Origin of the sequence: Rhizobium sp. CIAT894 (genome assembly GCF_000172795.2) — a bacterium.
Classification (GTDB): Bacteria; Pseudomonadota; Alphaproteobacteria; order Rhizobiales; family Rhizobiaceae; genus Rhizobium.
On sequence record NZ_CP020947.1, the window covers coordinates 3211734 to 3229386 of the forward strand.

The following is a 17653-nucleotide window of genomic DNA, read 5'->3' on the forward strand; positions in this document are numbered from 1 at the left end:
GAGGTGGTGCCGCGCGGCCCCCTCATCCGCCCTAACGGGCACCTTCTCCCCGCTGAGGAGAAGAGGGAATCGCGAAGTCGGCGAACATATTCTCAAGCGATGGATAAACGCGAGGCGCTGCCACGCGTCTCTTCTCCCCAGCGGGGATCCGAAGGACGGGTCGAGACCTGTGGCTCGACCCCGGTCGCTGCCGGCAGGCGGATGATGGGGCCACACGGCACCCCCCTTCATCCAGCGAGCCTTGTCCATCAACCGTCGACATGTACGACGCCGGCTTCACGCTCCAGATAGTGCTGGTCGATGGCAGGCAGTGGTTCGCCGTCGATGGCTGCCTCGAAGGCTTTGAGGCGCTTGTGGATGGAGAGCAGCTCAATGATCGTTGTCCAAGAGTTGACCAGATACTGGAACGAGTTGCTCACCTGGCCGAAAGCGGTCGCGATCTGCTGGAAGATTCCATATGTGATCGCCCCGGCGACGAGGGTCGGCGCCATAAAGAAATAGACGAAAAGATTGTCCGCTTGCAGATAAAACGAGCGCGCAACATTGAAGTACATATAATGGAAGTACAGCGTGAAATAGTTTCTACGTACCCCTGAGAACAGCTCCTGGACCGTTGGCGGCTGCGCGCGGTCGGCGTGATCTTCGCCATAGACCAACTCTTTGCGGTACGCTGCCTCCACGCGCTGATTCTTGAAATTCAGCCCAGGCAATTTGATACCGGCAACAGCAAGCAGGATCGTGCCGAATGCCGACCAGAAGATAGCCAACCAAAAGAGAGAGTTCGGTACCTCGCCTAGCACCGGCAGGCTGGTCACGTAATGCGATAGCGCCATCATGATCGGCAGGAATACGACCAGTGTCATCACTGAATTGATCAGATTGATGCCGAGACCTTCCAGCGTGCTGGAAAAGCGCATCGTGTCCTCCTGAACGCGCTGGGACGCGCCTTCGATATGGCGAAGCTTTTCCCAATTCGCCATGTAGAAATTGTTCATCGCCGTCCGCCAGCGGAAGATATAATGGCTCGTGAAGAAATCGGTCATGATCGATACGAACATGGCGAGAAAGGCGATCTGCGCGAAAACCAGAAACAAGTCGTTGAAATTGTCGACAGAAATACCGGGCTTCTTGGCCAGGGCATTCTGCAGCAGATCGCCAAACGGCCGACGCCAATTGTTGATCACGACCGAGATCTGCACACTGAAATAGGTCACGAAGATGATCAGCGCCGATCCCCATATCGACCATATTTTCCAAGGATGGCTCATCGCCTTCACATGCCAAAAGCCGCAAAAGATCAAAGCGCTTGCCAGGAAATATCCGTAAAACCAGACATTTTCAGGCAACAGGAAAAAGGAAAGGTCGATCGGTTGCTGTTCCTCGGCAACCGGCACAAAGCCAAGCGACGCGCCGAGACCGGCGGCGAAAAAATACCAGCCAAATATTGAAATTAGCGTCCACACGACAAGCGAAATGAAGAAAGGTTTCGGCTGGGGAAAAAAGGAATGAAACACGGGGGGCTTTGCTTTCCTGAACTGTGAGTCTCGGGAGTGTCATGGAACACTGATTGTGCCGGAAACTAAGGCAGTTCGAAGGAAGCAGCAATGGGTTCGGCCGATTGTTACGCAGATGTAACCGGTTAGGCGATTTTCCTGATGACCGGCATCACGAGTGCTGCGCAGACAACAAGGGCGGCGGCAGCAATCACCGTCGGCACGGTGAAACTGCCCGAGCGTTCGGCGATCCAGCCGGCAACAACAGGCCCGACGATCTGGCCGAGGCCGAAGGCGGCGGTCATCATCGCCAGGATCCGCCGCGGGCTTTCCGGCGAAAGCTTGCGGCCGATCTGCAGGCCGTAAGCGGTGATCGCCAGGAAGGTCGCCCCGAATAGCGCGCCGCCGATCAACGGTGCGGCGGAATGCGGCAGCATCACGGTCGCGAGCACGCCGGCCGCCTCGACCAGAAGTGCGGCGACATAGACGCCGCCGAGCCCGAGCGGCCTCACCAGCGGCTTCCAGGCAAACAGCGCCACAGAAGCGGTCAGGCCGGCGATGAACCAGCAGAGGAATTCGACGAAAGCGCCCGTTGCCGACAGGCGCGCGATGGTGACGAGGAAGGTCGCCGTGATGACGTAACCGAAGCCGAACAGGCCGTAGGACAGCGTCACCAGCACCATCGGCCGGCTCCAGACAAGCGCCGGTTCCTTGCCCGTTCGCGCCGTTTGCGCCGGCGCCAAGGGCAAGAGCCACCAGACAATGACCAAGCTTGCCGCACAATAGAGCGCTCCGCCAATCCAGTCGGCGCGCCAGCCGTCCGGCCCGCCGTGGAAGACCAGCCCGATCAGCAGCACCATCACCGAGGAAAGCGCAATCCCCGCCCCCGGCCCGCCGAAATGCGCCGCCTGCACATGGTCGTTGCCGGCGGCAGCCCCGTGGCTGAGCACGATCGACGAGGTGAACACCATCGCAAAGGCGCTGGCGAGGCCGGCAAGGAAGCGGATGATGGCAAAGACCGCGACGGAGTTGGTGCCCGCCATGGCGGCAAGCAGGATCGCGGTGGCAAGCAGCGCCAGCAATGCCACCAGCCTTTCCCGTCCCGCAGCCCAGCCATAGGCGGCAAGCACGGCGCCGACGAGGTAACCGACGAAATTCGCCGAGGCGATGAAACCGGCGTCCCCCGCCGAAAGCGGCACGCCGCTCATCATGCCGGGCAGGATCGGCGTGTAGGAGAAGCGCCCGAACCCCATGGCCGCCGCCATGGCGATGGCGCCGGCAGCAGCGGTGGCAACGAGGTTCGGCGGGGAGTGCGGCAGACGGGAAAGCATGCAGCGCTTATCGCGCCGCAATCGCTGCACCGCAAACGAGTATTTCTGATCGATCGATCAATTCTGCGAAAGACCGCGCTCAGGCGGAAGAGAAGGGGACCAAGGCGCGAGAGGGCGCGACCTGGCCTCAGCCCTACGCCTGCATGTCCGGCAGCGTCAAAATCACCGGCCCGTTCCGCGTCGCGACCACCGTGTGCTCATATTGCACGGTCGGCGCCTGCGGATCGGCATAAAGCGTCCATGCATCGTCGCCGCCTTCGGCCCAGGTCGCGCCGAGCGATAGGAAGGGCTCGACCGTGAAGACGAGGCCGTCCGTCATGATGCGTTTTTCCGAAGGGTCCGGCCAGGTCGAAAGCTCGGCCGGCTCCTCGTGCAGCGAGCGGCCGACGCCGTGGCTCGCGAGGTTGGCGACCAGCGTATAGCGGTTCTTCTGCGCAAAGGCGCCGACGGCGGTGCCGATCTTTGCCAGCGGTTCGCCCGATTTCACCTGGTTGAGCCCGACCCAGAGCGCCCGCTTGCCATCGCGGCAGAGCCGTTCGATCTTCGGCTTGACCGGCGGTATGGCGAAGGAGGCGCCGGTATCGGCGAAGAAACCATCCTTCTCGGCCGAAACGTCGATGTTGATGAGATCGCCCGCTCGGATGACGCGCGGGCCGGGAATACCGTGGGCGATTTCCTCGTTGATGCTGATGCAGGTCGCGCCCGGAAACTGATAGCAGAACTCCGGCGCCGAGCGTGCGCCTGCATCTTCGAGCACCTTGCGGCCGATCTGGTCGAGTTCCAGCGTCGTCATGCCGGGCTCCATCGCCGCCGCCATCACCTGGATGGCGTTGGCGCAGATGCGGCCGATCTCCTTGAGCTTCACCAGTTCGTCGTCGTTTGCGATAACCATTCGTCTCTTCCGCCCCTGGCTGCAGAGCGGTCGAAGCCGCCTCAGGCTGAGGCTTTCACCCCTTCGCCCTTTTCAGTCAACGCCTTTCTGACGAGCGGCGCCACTTTCGTTCCGTAGAGCTCGATGCCGCGCATGATCTGATCATGCGGCATCAGGCCGATCGCCATCTGCAGCAGGAAGCGGTCGTTCTTGAACAGCGCGTGATGGGCGATGATCTTTTCGGCCACCACCTCGGGATCGCCGAGGAAGAGCGCGCCGTTCGGTCCGCGCGACATGTCGAAATGCGCCCGGCTGGTCGGCCCCCAGCCGCGCTCGCGGCCGATGCGGTTCATCACCTCGGCCTGCGGTCCGTAGAATTGGTCGGCCGCCGCTTGCGCCGTGTCGGCGATGAAGCCGTGGACGTTGATGCTGGTCTTCAGCTTCGCCTGATCCTGCCCTGCCCGGCGCGCCGCCTCGCGATAGAGATCGAAGAGCGGCGCGAAACGGCGCGGCTCGCCGCCGATGATCGCCAGCGCCACCGGCAGGCCGAGCGCGCCGGCACGCGCCACCGACTGCGGCGTGCCGCCGACGGCGATCCAGAGCGGCAACGGATCCTGTAGCGGCCTGGGATAGACGCCGCGACCGTTGATCGGCGCGCGCAGCTCGCCCTTCCACTCCACGACCTCACTATCGCGCAACGCCAGCAGCAGATCGAGCTTCTCCTCGAAAAGCTGGTCGTAATCTTCGAGGTTATAGCCGAACAGCGGGAAGGACTCGATGAACGAGCCGCGCCCCGCCATGATCTCGGCCCGGCCGTTGGAAATCAGGTCGAGTGTCGAAAACTGCTGAAAGACACGCACGGGGTCATCGGAGGACAGCACGGTGACGGCGCTGGTCAACCTTATGTTTTTCGTCTTGACGGCGGCGGCCGCCAACGCGACGGCGGGCGCCGACGCCGCATAATCCGGCCGATGATGTTCGCCGAGCCCGAAGACATCGAGCCCCACCTGATCGGCAAGCTCGATCTCCTCGATCAAATGCTTGAGCCGCTCGGCCCCTTCCGCTCCCTTGCTGCGGGAGGGATTGGGATTGACGTCCGCGAAGGTATAAAGCCCGAGTTCCATCGTCGATATCCCATTGAATTCCGCCCGGAGATAAGGATCGGCAAGAGGGAACGCAAATACAAACTCTGGAGCGGGCGGGATGCCTTTGACGTCGATGGGCGCAACCTGCAAGGTATGATTGGGTAGAGATCAGGGGCGATTTTAAGAGTCTTTGCGCCGTAGACACGGCGCTGCTGGATTCCTGTGACAGGCACAGGAATGAGGGAGTTCTTGGCATTCGTGGTGTTCAACAATAAATGATAATGCCCGGAACAATAAGGGATATGAGTGGCGAGGTGCGCACCCCTTGCTCCCTCATTCCTGTGCTTGTCACAGGAATCCAGCAGTCGCGCGTCCGCGCGACGAAAGACTGCCCCCTCACAGCCCCAGCAGATGAAACGAAATATCCTCCCACTCAGGATTTTCCCGCTCGATCAAATTGAGCTTCCATTGCCGTGGCCACTTCTTGATCGTCTTCTCCCGCGTGATCGCGGTCGTCAGCAAGTCATGCTCTTCGAACCAGACCAGCGTCTTGACTCCATACTTCGACGTAAAGCCTGGCGTCAGTTCATTCTGGTGCTCGTATAGTCGCCCGGCAAGATCTCGCGTCACACCGGTATAGAGCGTGCCGTTGCGTCCGGACGCGAGGATGTAAACGTACCCTTTCATGCGAACAGATTGACACAGCGTAGCGTGAAAAGCATAGGGCAAAATCCCCCAAGACCGACGAACCCGACCACCAATTCGAATCCGAATTCAACGACTTCGAGGCATCGGCGGAATCATCCTCCAAGCTGCCTCGCGCGGCACTTGAAGCACGAGACGGCGCGGCCTTCGCCGCGCCGGTCCGCCGCAATTAGATCTTCGCCAGCAATTCCGCCAACTGGTCGGCGGCCTTGCCCCATCCTTCATGGAAACCCATCTTCTCATGAGCTTCCTTGTCCTCGGCGCGCCAGTGCAGCGCCTTGGCCGTATATTTCGTCCTGTCGTTGCCGAGGTCCTCGAGCAGGATGATACCCGTAAAAAAGGGTTTTTCGGCAGGCACCCAGGCGCTACTATAGGCATCGGTGAAGACGATCTTCTCGTTCTCGATGACCTCCAGATAGACGCCTCGGTTCGGGTACTGATTGCCCTCAGGATCGGCCATGACGATGACGTTGGAGCCGCCGGGGCGGACGTCGAGCGTCGCCTCCACAACACTCCAGGGGCGCGGCACGAACCACTGCTTCAAGAGGTCGGGATCGGTCCATGCCTTGTAGATCTTCTCGCACGAGGCGTCGAATTCACGAACGAGGGTAAGTTCATGCTGCGTGCTGGCGGTCATTTCAACATCTCTCCGTTTGAATGAAACCTGTTTCGTATCAGGTTGTTACAAGGACGTGTCGACGTTCGATACTCCGACAGCGCGCCGAATTATTTTGCCATCGGCTGCGCGGTCTCTTCCTGCATCTTGTCGATCTGCCGGCGGATATGGGCGGCTTCCGCCGCTGAATGGGCAAGCGCGATGGCGCGGTCGAAGGCTTCGCGCGCATGGCTGTTGCGGCCGAGCTGCTTCAACAGATTGCCGCGCAGACCATGATAGTAGAAATAGCCGTCGAGTTTTTCGCCAAGCGGATCGATGAGGTCGAGCGCATCCTGCGCACCTTGGAGCTTGGAGACGGCGACCGCCCGATTGAGCGTTATCACAGGTGACGGCTGAAGACGCTCCAGCGCGCGATAGAGCAGATCGATCTCCACCCAGTCGGTATCCTCGGCGCGTTTTGCCCGGGAATGAACAGCGGCGATGGCCGCCTGGAGCTGAAAGGTTCCGGGCCGGCGGTGACGCAGGGCCTTGTCGAGCAGCGCCACGGCCTCGTTGATGAAGGGCTGGTTCCAGAGCGCGCGATCCTGATCCTCAAGCAGCACGATCTCGTCTTCGGCGCTGAAGCGCGCCTGCCTGCGCGAGATCTGCAGAAGCATGAGCGCAAGCAGCCCCATCAGTTCCGGTTCGGACGGAAAGATACCCAGCATCAGCCGCGCCAGCCGGATCGCCTCATCACTGAAGGCGGCCGCCTCATGTTTAGGATCGGCCTGGCTGTAGCCCTCGTTGAAGATCAGATAGATCATCGTGCTGACGATCGACAGACGTTCGGCCCTCTCCTCCGGGCTCGGTGTTTCGAAAGGCACGCCCGCCTTGGCGACTCGCGCCTTGGCCCGGGTGATGCGCTGCTCCATGGCGCTTTCGGACACCAGGAAGGCACGCGCGATCTGCGGCACCGAGAGGCCGGAAACGATACGCAACGCCAGCGCGATCTGCTGGGTCGCGGGCAGATCGGGATGGCAGCAGATGAAGAGAAGCCGCAGGATATCGTCGCGGTAATGGGAATCGTCCAGCCGCTCGGCGATATCGCTTTCGGCATCCTCGGTATCGGAAATCACCTCCTCATCCGGCAAAGCCTGGAGTTTCGACCGCTTGCGCGCCGCGTCGATCCCGCTATTTCGGCCGACGAAAATCAGCCAGGCCGTCGGGTCACGTGGCGGCCCCTTTTCCGGCCATGTCCGGATTGCCCTCAGGCATGCCTCCTGGAACGCCTCTTCCGCGGTATCGAGATTGCGGAAATAGCGCAGCAGCGCGCCGAGCGCCTTAGGGCGGGCAGAGGCAAGCGCGAGGTCGATCCAGGCAATGTCTGTCATGATGAAGCATCTCCCGGCCTGAAGACGTAGAACGGCCGAATTTCGTAAGAGGTGGAACCCGGATTGACTGAAGAAAGCTGTTTCGAGAAGGCGACCGCCTCGTCGAGCGTTTCAAAGTCGACCACATAAAAGCCGAGAAGCGCCTCTTTCGTTTCCGCGAAAGGCCCATCGATCACCAGAGCCTCGTCCTTACCCTTACGCACTGTCGTCGCAGCCGTCGTCGGCATCAGCCGGCCGACGGGGCCGAGCTTGCCGGACTTCGCCAGCGGCTCCTGCACCGCGTAAAGCTTTTCCATGACCGCAGCTTCCTCCTCCTTGCTCCAGGCGAAGACGGTTTCCTCATGGGCGTAACAAAGGATTGCATAAAGCATCGGGTCACTCCTCTTTCCGAATGACGAAGGAGTAACCGCTTACCCGACAGGCCGCATTAAAAAATTATAGATGAAGCGGAGGCGCCATCTTGCTGCTGTCAGCAAGAATGATGGTGCCACCACCACAGCCCGACAGCACGGATTCTCATTGAACGGCGCTATACGAACACATGCATTACGGCATCTTCGTTGTTGCAGCGGTATACGGCGCCCCGCGATGTCGAGAACTGGTTGAGCTGATAGAAATCCCTGTCCTTTCGTCACCCGTCGCTCAACGTGCGCCTGACCGCATTCTTCCAGCCCTTGAGCTTTGCCGCCCGCACCTTTTCGTCCATGTCGGGCTCGAAACGCCGGTCTCGTTTCCACGTTGCCGAGAAACCCTCCCTGTCCGGCCAGACCCCTGCCCGGCTGCCAGCGAGCCAGGCAGCCCCCAACGCCGTCGTCTCCAGGATCACCGGGCGGTCGACCGGGGCGTCGAGCAGGTCGGCAAGCCGTTGCATCGTCCAGTCGGAGGCGACCATGCCGCCGTCGACGCGCAGCACCGTATCCTCAGCGCCATTCTTCCAATCCTTCTGCATGGCGTCGAGCAAATCGCGGGTCTGGTAGCAGACAGCTTCAAGCGCAGCACGGGAGAGCTCCGCCGGGCCGCTGTTGCGCGTCAGCCCGAAGATCGCGCCGCGCGCCTTGGCATCCCAGTGCGGCGCGCCGAGGCCGGTAAAAGCGGGCACGAGATAGACTTCCTGCGTCGGATCGGCCCTCTCGGCCAGCGCATTGGTTTCGGCAGCGCTGCCGATGACGCCGAGCCCGTCCCGCAGCCATTGCACGGCAGCGCCGGCGATGAAGATCGACCCCTCGAGCGCATAGGTGGTCTCGCCGTTCAGGCGGTAGGCGATGGTGGTCAGCAGCCGGTTTTTCGAGCGCACCATGTCGGCGCCGGTATTGAGCAGCGCAAAACAACCGGTGCCGTAGGTCGATTTCAGCATGCCCGGAGCAAAACATGCCTGGCCGATGGTCGCCGCCTGCTGGTCGCCGGCAACCCCGAGGATCGGGATGGCAGCGCCGAAAATATCAGGGTCGACCGTGCCGAAATCTGCGGCGCAATCCTTGACCTCCGGCAGCATGGCGGCCGGCACCCTCAGGATGTCGAGCAGATCCTCGTCCCATGCGTTTTCGGCGATGTTGTACATCAGCGTGCGCGAGGCGTTGGTGGCATCGGTGACGAAGCTCTTGCCGCCGGTCAGCCGCCAGATCAGGAATGTGTCGATCGTGCCGAAGCAGAGATCGCCTCTGGCTGCGCGTGCTCGCGCCCCCTTCACATTGGCGAGCATCCAGGAGAGCTTGGTTCCCGAGAAATAGGGATCGAGGATGAGGCCGGTCTTCTTGGTGAAAACCCGCTCCAGATCCTGCCGCTTGAGATTGTCGCAATAGCTTGCCGTGCGCCGGTCCTGCCAGACGATGGCGTTCTGGATCGGCCGACCCGTCTCGCGCTCCCAGACGACCACGGTCTCGCGCTGGTTGGTAATGCCAAGCGCGGCAATATCCTTCGCCGTCACCTTGGCTTCGCGCAGCGCCATGTGCACGGTGGAAACGACAGAATCCCAGATCTCCTCGGGATCGTGCTCGACCCAGCCGGAGCGCGGATAGAGCTGGGTAAATTCCTTCTGGCCCTTGCCGGCGACCTGCATGTCGCCATCGAAAACGATCGCCCGAGTCGATGTCGTTCCCTGATCGATCGCCAGAACATATCCGCTCATGAAGTCCCTCCCAAGCACGTTGATTATCGTGACAAATCAATAGGACACGGATGCGGGCGAGAAAAGCGAATAAAGCGGAATTGCCAGCCTGCCGGCTTTGGGCATAACCTCGCCCGTAACGTTGCAACGCAGCATCGTGATGTCAGGAGAAAACAGCATGAGCAGATCAGTCGTCGTCACCGGCTCCACCAGCGGCATCGGCCTTGCGATCGCCACGGCCTTTGCCGAAACGGGCGACAATGTCGTCATCAACGGCTTCGGAAATGCTGAAGACATCAAGACGATCGTCGCACGGCTTGAATCATTGTCGAAGGGACGGGCAATCTATCATCCGGCCGACATGACCAAGCCCGCCGAAATTGCCGACCTGATCGAAACGACGGCGAAAACTTTCGGCACCGTCGATGTCCTCGTGAACAATGCCGGCATCCAGCATGTCGAAAAGATCGAGGATTTCCCGATCGAGAAATGGGATCAGATCATCGCGATCAATCTCTCCAGTTCCTTTCACACCATGCGCGCCGCGATCCCGTTGATGAAGGAAAGGAAGCACGGCCGCATCATCAACATCGCCTCGGCGCACGGGCTCGTCGCCTCTCCGTTCAAATCCGCCTATGTGGCGGCAAAACATGGTATATTAGGCTTGACGAAGACGGCAGCGTTGGAGCTTGCCGAGTTTGGCGTCACCGTGAATGCCATCTGCCCCGGCTATGTGCTGACGCCGCTTGTGGAAAAGCAGATACCCGATACCGCCAAGGCCCGCGGCATGACCGAGGAGCAGGTGAAGAGCGAGGTCATCCTCAAGGCGCAGCCGACCCGGGAATTCGTCAAGGCCGAGGAGATCGGCGCGCTCTCGCTCTATCTCGCGAGCGACGCTGCCCGCCAGGTGACGGGAACGCATATCTCGATTGACGGTGGCTGGACGGCGGCTTAACCATTTGGAAAAAACAACCGGGAATATCATGAACGACAGCATCCGCTTCATCCTGAATGGCGAGGACATCGCCCTCTCCGATGTCAGGCCGACCGAGACGCTTCTCGATTTCCTGCGGTTGAATCGGCGGCTGACGGGCACCAAGGAAGGATGCGCGGAAGGCGATTGCGGCGCCTGCACCGTGCTCGTCGGCCGGCTCGCCGACGGCAAGCTCACCTATGAATCCGTCAATGCCTGCATCCGTTTCATCGGCTCGCTGCACGCCACCCATGTGGTGACGGTCGAGCATCTCGCCGGCAGGGACGGCGCCCTGCATCCGGTGCAGCAGGCGCTGGTCGATTGCCATGGCTCGCAATGCGGCTTCTGCACGCCCGGCTTCGTCATGTCGCTCTACGGGTTGTGGCTGACGAAGGAGAAACCGACCCGCCGCGAGATCGAAAAGGCCCTGCAAGGCAATCTCTGTCGCTGCACGGGCTACGAGCCCATCGTCAAGGCAGCCGAGCAGGTGAGCCAGATGCGGCCGAGCGCGCTCTTCGACCCGCTGGAGCGGACGCGCTCGGAAATCATCGCGCGGCTCTGGGCCATGCAGGCGAGCGGCACCATCCGGATTGGCAAGGACGAAGACCGGCTGATCGTGCCGGCATCGCTCCAGGCGCTGGCCGAAATCCTCTCGCAGGAGCCTGACGCAGTCGTGGTCGCCGGCTCGACCGATGTCGGCCTCTGGGTCACGAAGCAGATGCGGCGGCTGAGCCCTGTCGTCTTCATCAATCACCTGAGCGAATTGCAGTCGATCACCGAGAGCGAGGATGGCATCACTATCGGTGCCGGCGTCAGCTATACCAGCGCATTTGCCGCGATCTCGAAAAAGATCCCGGCGCTTGGCCGGCTGATCGACCGCATCGGCGGCGAACAGGTGCGCAATATGGGCACGATCGGCGGCAACATCGCCAACGGCTCGCCGATCGGCGACAGCCCGCCGCCGCTGATCGCCCTCGGCGCGACGCTGACGCTGCGTTCCGTGGAAGGCCGACGCCGCATGCCGCTCGAAGACTTTTTCATCGCCTATGGCAAGCAGGATCGCAGGCCCGGCGAATTCGTCGAAAGCGTCTTCGTGCCCTACCCCGGGGCAACCAGCCGCTTTGCCGCCTACAAGATCACCAAGCGCCGCGACGAGGACATTACCGCCGTGCTCGGCGCATTCCTATTGACGCTCGACGATGCCGAGATGGTCACCGACATCCGCATCGCCTTCGGCGGCATGGCGGCAACGCCGAAACGCGCTCGCACGGTGGAAGCCGAATTGCTCGGCAAACCTTGGACGGAAGCCACCGTCGAAGCCGCCCGCCCCGCCTTCGACGCCGATTTCCAGCCGCTCACCGACTGGCGCGCCACGGCGGAGTACCGCCAGCTGACGGCGAAGAACCTGCTGACGCGGTTCTATCTTGAGACTGTGGGCGCGCCGGCGGAGTTGAAGCGGTTCGAGGAGGTGGCGTGATGAAGACGGTTCATGTTTGCGCAAACCACCCCCCTCATCCGGCTGCCGCCACCTTCTCCCCGCTGGGGAGAAGGGAGTGCCGCGCCGTCGCCTTTCCCCCTTCTCCCCTCGGGGAGAAGGTGCCCGAAGGGCGGATGAGGGGGCCACACACCACAACATCTCCTCTCGAAGGAGCCATCTAATGGACAAGTCCACCTTCGAAGACCCCAAAGTTGTCATCTCAGGACCGATGCACGGCTCGCCGCGCCATGATTCCGCGCATAAACACGTCACCGGAACCGCCGACTACATCGACGACATCCCCGAACCCGCGGGCCTGCTGCACGGCGCCCTCGGCCTTTCCGAGCGCGCCCATGCGGAAATCATAAGCATCGATCTTTCCGCGGTCGCAGCCTATCCCGGCGTGGTCTGGGTCTTCACCGGCAAGGACATCCCCGGCGTCAACGACACCAGTTCCAACGGCAGCCATGACGAGCCGCTGCTCGCCGAAACTCTGGTTCAGTTCCACGGCCAGCCGATCTTTGCCGTCATCGCCGAAACGCGCGATGTCGCCCGTCGCGCGGCGCGGCTCGCCAGGATCGACTATCGCGACCTCCCGCACTGGAGCGATATCGACGGCGCGCTCGCCAACGGCAGCCCTCTCGTCATCACCCCGATGACGCTCCATCGCGGCGATCCGGAAACGGAAATGCCGAATGCACCCAAGCGGTTGAAAGGCCAGATGCGCATCGGCGGACAGGAGCATTTCTACCTCGAAGGCCATATCGCCGTGGCGATCCCGGGCGAGGACGACGAGGTCACCGTCTGGTCCTCGACGCAGCATCCGAGCGAGATCCAGCACATCGTCGGCCATGTGCTCGATATCCCCTCCAACGCGGTGACCGTCAACGTGCGCCGCATGGGCGGCGGCTTCGGCGGCAAGGAGACGCAGGGCAATCAGTTCGCAGCACTTGCGGCGATCGCCGCCAAGAAGCTCGGCCGCGCCATCAAATTCCGCCCCGACCGCGACGAGGATATGAGCGCTACCGGCAAGCGCCATGATTTCCTTGTCGATTATGAGGTGGGTTTCGATGCCGAAGGTCGCATCCACGCGTTCGACGCGACTTACGCCGCGCGTTGCGGTTTCTCCTCGGATCTCTCTGGACCCGTGACCGACCGTGCCCTCTTCCATGCCGATTCCAGCTATTTCTACCCGCATGTGAATCTGGTTTCGAAACCATTGAAGACGCACACCGTCTCCAACACCGCCTTTCGCGGCTTCGGCGGACCGCAGGGCATGCTCGGCGCCGAGCGCGTCATCGAGGAGATTGCCTATGCCCTCGGCAAGGATCCGCTCGATATCCGCAAGCTGAACTTCTACGGCCAGGCGGGTTCCGGGCGCACGCTGACGCCATATCATCAGGAGATCGAGGACAATATCATCGCCCGTGTGGTCGAGGAACTGGAGGAAACGGCCGAATACCGGGCACGGCGCAACGCCATCATCGGCTTCAACCGCGACAGTCGCTATATCAGAAAGGGCATCGCCCTGACGCCGGTCAAATTCGGCATCTCCTTCACCATGACCGCCTTCAACCAGGCCGGCGCCCTCGTCCACATCTATCAGGACGGCTCGATCCATCTGAACCATGGCGGCACGGAAATGGGCCAGGGCCTCTACACCAAGGTCACGCAGGTGCTCGCGGACAGTTTCCAGGTCGATATCTCTAGAGTGAAGATCACCGCGACGACAACCGCCAAGGTGCCGAACACCTCGGCCACCGCCGCCTCCTCCGGCTCGGACCTGAACGGCATGGCGGCCTTCGACGCCGCCCGCCAGATCAAGGAACGGCTCACGGCCTTTGCCGCCGAGAAATGGGATGTCGGGCCCGCCGACGTCGTCTTCTTGCCGAACCGCGTGCGCGTCGGCGAGATCGAGATCCCCTTCCCCGATTTCATCAAGCAGGCCTATTTCGCCCGCGTCCAGCTTTCCGCCGCCGGCTTCTACAAGACGCCGAAGATCCACTGGGACCGCAAGGCCGGTCGCGGCACGCCCTTCTATTATTTCGCCTATGGCGCCGCCTGCACCGAAGTCTCGATCGACACGCTGACCGGCGAATATCTGATCGACCGCACCGACATCCTCCACGATGTCGGCCGCTCGCTGAACCCGGCGATCGACCTCGGCCAGGTCGAGGGCGCCTTCGTGCAGGGCATGGGCTGGCTGACGACGGAGGAGCTCTGGTGGGACGACAAAGGGCGGCTGCGCACTCATGCACCATCGACCTACAAGATCCCCCTCGCCTCCGACCGCCCGAAAATCTTCAACGTCCGCCTCGCCGAATGGTCGGAGAACGCGGAGGCCACCATCGGCCGCTCCAAGGCCGTCGGCGAACCGCCGTTCATGTTGGCGATCTCGGTGCTGGAAGCCCTGTCGATGGCGGTGGCGAGCGTGGCGGATTACAAGGTCTGCCCGAGGCTCGACGCGCCGGCGACGCCGGAGCGGGTGCTGATGGCGGTGGAGCGGATGAAGCGGGTGTAGGCGATCCTCGGATGTCTGATCTCGAAGACATTAGAAAGAGACGGCCCGGTAAGACCGCACAGGCCCGCAAACTGCGGCAAACCGAAACCGAGGAAGAATATCGACTTTGGAGTGATCTGCGAAATCGGCAGTTGAACGGATACAAGTTTGCACGACAGGTTCCCCTCGGGGTCTATATCGTCGATTTTCTATGCCGGGAAGAACGGTTGGTTGTCGAGATCGACGGATTGCATCACGCCGACAATATGTCTGACATGGCTCGGACCTTGTGGCTAAACCAGGCTGGATATTCAATCCTCCGATTTTGGAATCATGAAATAACCCAGGAGCGAAGAGCAGTCCTTGAGACGATCCTTGCCGCACTTGAAAGGCGAATATTCCAGCGCGATGATATCCTTCGCTTCTATCCTGCGATCGTTCGTACGGAGAATTTGAGAACGTAATGCGCTTGAACCAAGCCCCCTCATCCGACCCTTCGGGCCACCTTCTCCCCGCTGGGGAGAAGAGGGAGCAAGATGTTCGGGCATCGTTCAAACAAATCGCTGAACCTGCGGGAACCACATGTAAAAGCGCAGATGGGATCAACGAGAGCGCGGCATTCTCCCTCTTCTCCCCAGCGGGGAGAAGGTGGCCCGAAGGGTCGGATGAGGGGGTCTTCGCGGCATACTCCAACGACCGCAAGCTCCAACTCCCATGACCGACCTCCCCACCTTCCTCGCCGCCCACCCCGACAGCATCCTCGTCGACATCACCGGCACGCAAGGCTCCACCCCGCGCGAGGCCGGCGCCTATATGCTCGTCTCGCCAACCGCCCTCTGGGGCACGATCGGCGGCGGGCAGTTCGAGTTCATGGCGATCGCGAATGCGCGGGAGATGCTGGCGGGAGTCGGCGGAACCGCCGCCATGGACATCCCGCTCGGCCCGGAGATCGGCCAGTGCTGTGGCGGGCGCACGCAGTTGCGGTTTCGCCGGCTGACGCAGGCGTTGAAAGACGAACTCGAAGCGAGGCTTGCCGGCGAGATCGACAGCCTGCCGGAGGTCTATCTCTGCGGCGCCGGTCATGTCGGCCGGGCACTGGCGGCAGCTCTCGCGCCGCTGCCGCTTTCGGTAACAGTCGTCGAAACTCGCAAGGAAGAACTCGCCAATCTGCCGGATGGAACCAAGACCCGGCTCGTGCCGATGCCCGAAGCGCTGGTGAAGGAGATTCCGGCCGGCGGCGCGGTCGTCATCCTGACCCATGACCACGCGCTGGATTTCCTCATCGCCCGCGAAGCGCTTGAGAGAACCGATCTTGCCTATACCGGCATGATTGGTTCGGCGACCAAGCGCGCCACCTTCTCAAGCTGGCTTTCTCGTGAAGGCGGCGGCGAGCGCGGCTGGATAGAGCGGCTGACGCTGCCGATCGGCGGCTCGACGGTTAGGGACAAGCGCCCCGAAGTGATCGCCGCCATGACCGCCGCCGAGATCCTGACGGCGCTTTCCGCCTACCGCATGCGCTCGTCCTCGTAATAGGGATCGCGTCCGTCGAGAAAACCGAGGTCGCGTTTGACGCGATCCGGCATGGCATTGAGATCGAGCCGGGGCAGACGGCAGAAACGGTTGATAGTGCCAGCCAGCCGGGCGGCAAGACGCGAAAAAACGCCGCCGCTCCGTGGCAATCGGCTCTCTTCGGCAACATGGCAATCCATGACATCACCTCATTCGTTTGATGGTATGAGTTGCAGTCTGCCGCTAAAAATGCTGCAATTCCAATCGAACGACCGTCTGCCTGCATCAAGAGAACTTATCCATGAAACTGTCGAAACAATTCCCGCTGAATGCGTTGCGCGTCTTCGAAGCCGCCGCCCGGCTCGGCAGTTTCACCAAGGCGGGTGGCGAACTCGGCATGACGCAGACGGCGGTCAGCTACCAGATCAAGCTCTTGGAGGAGAATGTCGGCGAGCCGCTCTTCCTACGTCGCCCCCGCCAGATCGTTCTGACGGAGACCGGCGAACGGCTGGCGCCGAAGGTGACTGAAGCCTTCGCCATGCTGCATGACGCGATGGCGACGGCGCGCGACAGTGTCGAAGGTACGCTCGCGATCAGCTCGACCCACACCTTCGCCTCGAAATGGCTGGCGCCGCGGCTCGGCTCTTTCCACCTGAAGCATCCGGCGATTGCGGTGCGCTTCCAGGCAACCGCAGACATCATCGATTTTACCCGCGAACAGATCGACGTCGGCATCCGCTGGGGTGACGGTAACTGGCCTGGGCTGGTGCTGCACCGGCTGATGGGCCTGGAATTCACGCCGATGCTGAGCCCGAAGCTGGCGGAATCGGCAGGCGGCATCAAAGAGCCACGCGATCTCCTGAAGTTCGATCTCTTCGATGCCGGCGACATCTGGTGGAAACAATGGTTCGAGGCAGCCGGAGTCACGGAAACGGATCTCGACCGGCGCCCGCGCAACCAGCTCGGCTCCCAGGCTGTGGAAGCCGATGCGGCGATGGCCGGCCACGGCGTCGCCATCCTCAACCCGGCTTTCTATGCGGGCGAGATCGCACTCGGCCGGCTCTATCAGCCCTTTGAGCTGACCCGCAGCGACGGCAAGGCCTATTGGCTCGTCTATCCTGACAATCGCCGTAACGTGCCGAAGATCAAGGCCTTCCGCAACTGGATCCTCGAAGAGATGAAGGCGGCCGGGCATTAAAGCCACGCGCATCAGGCCCGGCTCGCATACCGGGCCTTCCGTGCTCAGACATCAATATCCCATCTCCGGCGCATAAAAACAGCGCGGCGTATCCTCGTTCGGGAACAGACAGAGATGATAGTCGTTGTCGCCCGATTGCATCGCCTTCGTCATCGGCAGCAGGAAAACATGGGCATGCGTGACCAGCCGGTGGTCGCCCGGCAGCAAGGTTACACGATATCCACCCGGCGTCACCGCCACGCTTTTCGAAGGGATCATCTGGCAATCGCCATTATGACTGTCGCCATTGCAACAATAGGGGTCGTAACTCCACCCCGTGGGTGCGTCGTGAGCCGTGGCCAGCGACGCATACGCAATCATCACACACGTCAGAATACTGCGCATGGCATCTTCTCCGTCGATGAATGCGCCGCCGACGATC

The 17653-nt window shown here is 61.7% G+C and carries 16 protein-coding genes and 1 pseudogene; 6 read left to right on the plus strand and 11 right to left on the minus strand.

The window, feature by feature from the left end; all coding sequences use genetic code 11:
• Positions 1-248: 248 nt before the first annotated feature.
• The 9 genes from sbmA to glpK all read right to left on the minus strand — a co-directional run bounded on the left by sbmA (position 249) and on the right by glpK (position 9596).
• A complete protein-coding gene (sbmA, locus tag RHEC894_RS15945) occupies positions 249-1514 on the minus strand; it encodes a peptide antibiotic transporter SbmA (protein ID WP_085737998.1) in 1266 nt (421 codons plus the stop codon).
• 125 nt (positions 1515-1639) lie between these two features.
• Positions 1640-2824: a YbfB/YjiJ family MFS transporter gene (locus RHEC894_RS15950; RefSeq protein WP_085737999.1), complete on the minus strand. Its 1185-nt coding sequence runs from the start codon at positions 2822-2824 to the stop codon at positions 1640-1642.
• A gap of 133 nt (positions 2825-2957) precedes the next feature.
• Entirely contained in the window at positions 2958-3716 is a 759-nt protein-coding gene (gene map, locus RHEC894_RS15955; RefSeq protein WP_085738000.1) for a type I methionyl aminopeptidase, read from the minus strand.
• Positions 3717-3757: 41 nt separating this feature from the next.
• Complete coding sequence (locus tag RHEC894_RS15960; protein ID WP_085738001.1) at positions 3758-4819, minus strand: LLM class flavin-dependent oxidoreductase; 1062 nt, start codon at positions 4817-4819, stop codon at positions 3758-3760.
• Between the two features lie 357 nt (positions 4820-5176).
• Positions 5177-5467, minus strand: a complete 291-nt coding sequence (locus tag RHEC894_RS15965; protein ID WP_010068735.1) for a GIY-YIG nuclease family protein — start codon at positions 5465-5467, stop codon at positions 5177-5179.
• Positions 5468-5654: 187 nt separating this feature from the next.
• On the minus strand, positions 5655-6122 hold the full coding sequence (locus RHEC894_RS15970) for an SRPBCC family protein (protein ID WP_010068734.1): 468 nt from the start codon (positions 6120-6122) through the stop codon (positions 5655-5657).
• Between the two features lie 89 nt (positions 6123-6211).
• A complete protein-coding gene (locus tag RHEC894_RS15975; protein WP_085738002.1) occupies positions 6212-7471 on the minus strand; it encodes an RNA polymerase sigma factor in 1260 nt (419 codons plus the stop codon).
• Positions 7468-7842, minus strand: a complete 375-nt coding sequence (locus tag RHEC894_RS15980) for a YciI family protein (RefSeq protein WP_010067050.1) — start codon at positions 7840-7842, stop codon at positions 7468-7470. The genes RHEC894_RS15975 and RHEC894_RS15980 overlap by 4 nt, the downstream gene beginning before the upstream one ends.
• A 260-nt stretch (positions 7843-8102) precedes the next feature.
• The gene (gene glpK / locus RHEC894_RS15985) at positions 8103-9596 is read right to left on the minus strand and encodes a glycerol kinase GlpK (protein WP_085738003.1); all 1494 of its coding nucleotides are present in this window, start codon (positions 9594-9596) and stop codon (positions 8103-8105) included.
• Between the two features lie 157 nt (positions 9597-9753).
• On the opposite strand from glpK, the gene RHEC894_RS15990 reads away from it, so the two are divergent.
• From RHEC894_RS15990 to xdhC, 5 genes and pseudogenes are all read left to right on the plus strand, one after another.
• Positions 9754-10530 carry a 3-hydroxybutyrate dehydrogenase gene (locus RHEC894_RS15990; protein ID WP_008530592.1) on the plus strand — a complete coding sequence of 259 codons (777 nt, stop codon included), beginning with the start codon at positions 9754-9756 and terminating at the stop codon, positions 10528-10530.
• Positions 10531-10558: 28 nt separating this feature from the next.
• A complete protein-coding gene (gene xdhA, locus RHEC894_RS15995) occupies positions 10559-12025 on the plus strand; it encodes a xanthine dehydrogenase small subunit (protein ID WP_085738004.1) in 1467 nt (488 codons plus the stop codon).
• 181 nt (positions 12026-12206) lie between these two features.
• Positions 12207-14546: a xanthine dehydrogenase molybdopterin binding subunit gene (gene xdhB, locus RHEC894_RS16000; protein WP_085738005.1), complete on the plus strand. Its 2340-nt coding sequence runs from the start codon at positions 12207-12209 to the stop codon at positions 14544-14546.
• Between the two features lie 23 nt (positions 14547-14569).
• Positions 14570-14989: pseudogene (locus tag RHEC894_RS16005) on the plus strand (DUF559 domain-containing protein); the annotation flags it as partial.
• Between the two features lie 250 nt (positions 14990-15239).
• Positions 15240-16055, plus strand: a complete 816-nt coding sequence (gene xdhC, locus RHEC894_RS16015) for a xanthine dehydrogenase accessory protein XdhC (protein ID WP_085738008.1) — start codon at positions 15240-15242, stop codon at positions 16053-16055.
• On the opposite strand, the gene RHEC894_RS16020 is transcribed toward xdhC, so the two are convergent.
• Positions 16031-16234 carry a hypothetical protein gene (locus RHEC894_RS16020; RefSeq protein WP_010069448.1) on the minus strand — a complete coding sequence of 68 codons (204 nt, stop codon included), beginning with the start codon at positions 16232-16234 and terminating at the stop codon, positions 16031-16033. The genes xdhC and RHEC894_RS16020 overlap by 25 nt on opposite strands.
• 101 nt (positions 16235-16335) lie before the next feature.
• On the opposite strand from RHEC894_RS16020, the gene RHEC894_RS16025 reads away from it, so the two are divergent.
• Positions 16336-17232, plus strand: a complete 897-nt coding sequence (locus RHEC894_RS16025) for a LysR substrate-binding domain-containing protein (RefSeq protein ID WP_010069447.1) — start codon at positions 16336-16338, stop codon at positions 17230-17232.
• A gap of 51 nt (positions 17233-17283) precedes the next feature.
• Here the strand turns inward: RHEC894_RS16025 and RHEC894_RS16030 are convergent, their stop codons facing one another.
• A complete protein-coding gene (locus RHEC894_RS16030) occupies positions 17284-17616 on the minus strand; it encodes a hypothetical protein (protein WP_085738009.1) in 333 nt (110 codons plus the stop codon).
• Positions 17617-17653 lie beyond the last annotated feature (37 nt).

What these genes read in the sequence shown, in the direction of transcription:
- xdhA (WP_085738004.1), top strand. Translation starts at nt 10,559, where the DNA reads ATGAACGACAGCATCCGCTTCATCCTGAATGGCGAGGACATCGCCCTC.
- RHEC894_RS15990 (WP_008530592.1), top strand. Translation starts at nt 9,754, where the DNA reads ATGAGCAGATCAGTCGTCGTCACCGGCTCCACCAGCGGCATCGGCCTT.
- RHEC894_RS15975 (WP_085738002.1), bottom strand. Translation starts at nt 7,471, where the DNA reads ATGACAGACATTGCCTGGATCGACCTCGCGCTTGCCTCTGCCCGCCCT.
- glpK (WP_085738003.1), bottom strand. Translation starts at nt 9,596, where the DNA reads ATGAGCGGATATGTTCTGGCGATCGATCAGGGAACGACATCGACTCGG.
- xdhB (WP_085738005.1), top strand. Translation starts at nt 12,207, where the DNA reads ATGGACAAGTCCACCTTCGAAGACCCCAAAGTTGTCATCTCAGGACCG.
- RHEC894_RS16030 (WP_085738009.1), bottom strand. Translation starts at nt 17,616, where the DNA reads ATGCGCAGTATTCTGACGTGTGTGATGATTGCGTATGCGTCGCTGGCC.
- RHEC894_RS15965 (WP_010068735.1), bottom strand. Translation starts at nt 5,467, where the DNA reads ATGAAAGGGTACGTTTACATCCTCGCGTCCGGACGCAACGGCACGCTC.
- RHEC894_RS15970 (WP_010068734.1), bottom strand. Translation starts at nt 6,122, where the DNA reads ATGACCGCCAGCACGCAGCATGAACTTACCCTCGTTCGTGAATTCGAC.
- RHEC894_RS16020 (WP_010069448.1), bottom strand. Translation starts at nt 16,234, where the DNA reads ATGGATTGCCATGTTGCCGAAGAGAGCCGATTGCCACGGAGCGGCGGC.
- RHEC894_RS15980 (WP_010067050.1), bottom strand. Translation starts at nt 7,842, where the DNA reads ATGCTTTATGCAATCCTTTGTTACGCCCATGAGGAAACCGTCTTCGCC.
- xdhC (WP_085738008.1), top strand. Translation starts at nt 15,240, where the DNA reads ATGACCGACCTCCCCACCTTCCTCGCCGCCCACCCCGACAGCATCCTC.
- RHEC894_RS16025 (WP_010069447.1), top strand. Translation starts at nt 16,336, where the DNA reads ATGAAACTGTCGAAACAATTCCCGCTGAATGCGTTGCGCGTCTTCGAA.
- RHEC894_RS15960 (WP_085738001.1), bottom strand. Translation starts at nt 4,819, where the DNA reads ATGGAACTCGGGCTTTATACCTTCGCGGACGTCAATCCCAATCCCTCC.
- RHEC894_RS15950 (WP_085737999.1), bottom strand. Translation starts at nt 2,824, where the DNA reads ATGCTTTCCCGTCTGCCGCACTCCCCGCCGAACCTCGTTGCCACCGCT.
- map (WP_085738000.1), bottom strand. Translation starts at nt 3,716, where the DNA reads ATGGTTATCGCAAACGACGACGAACTGGTGAAGCTCAAGGAGATCGGC.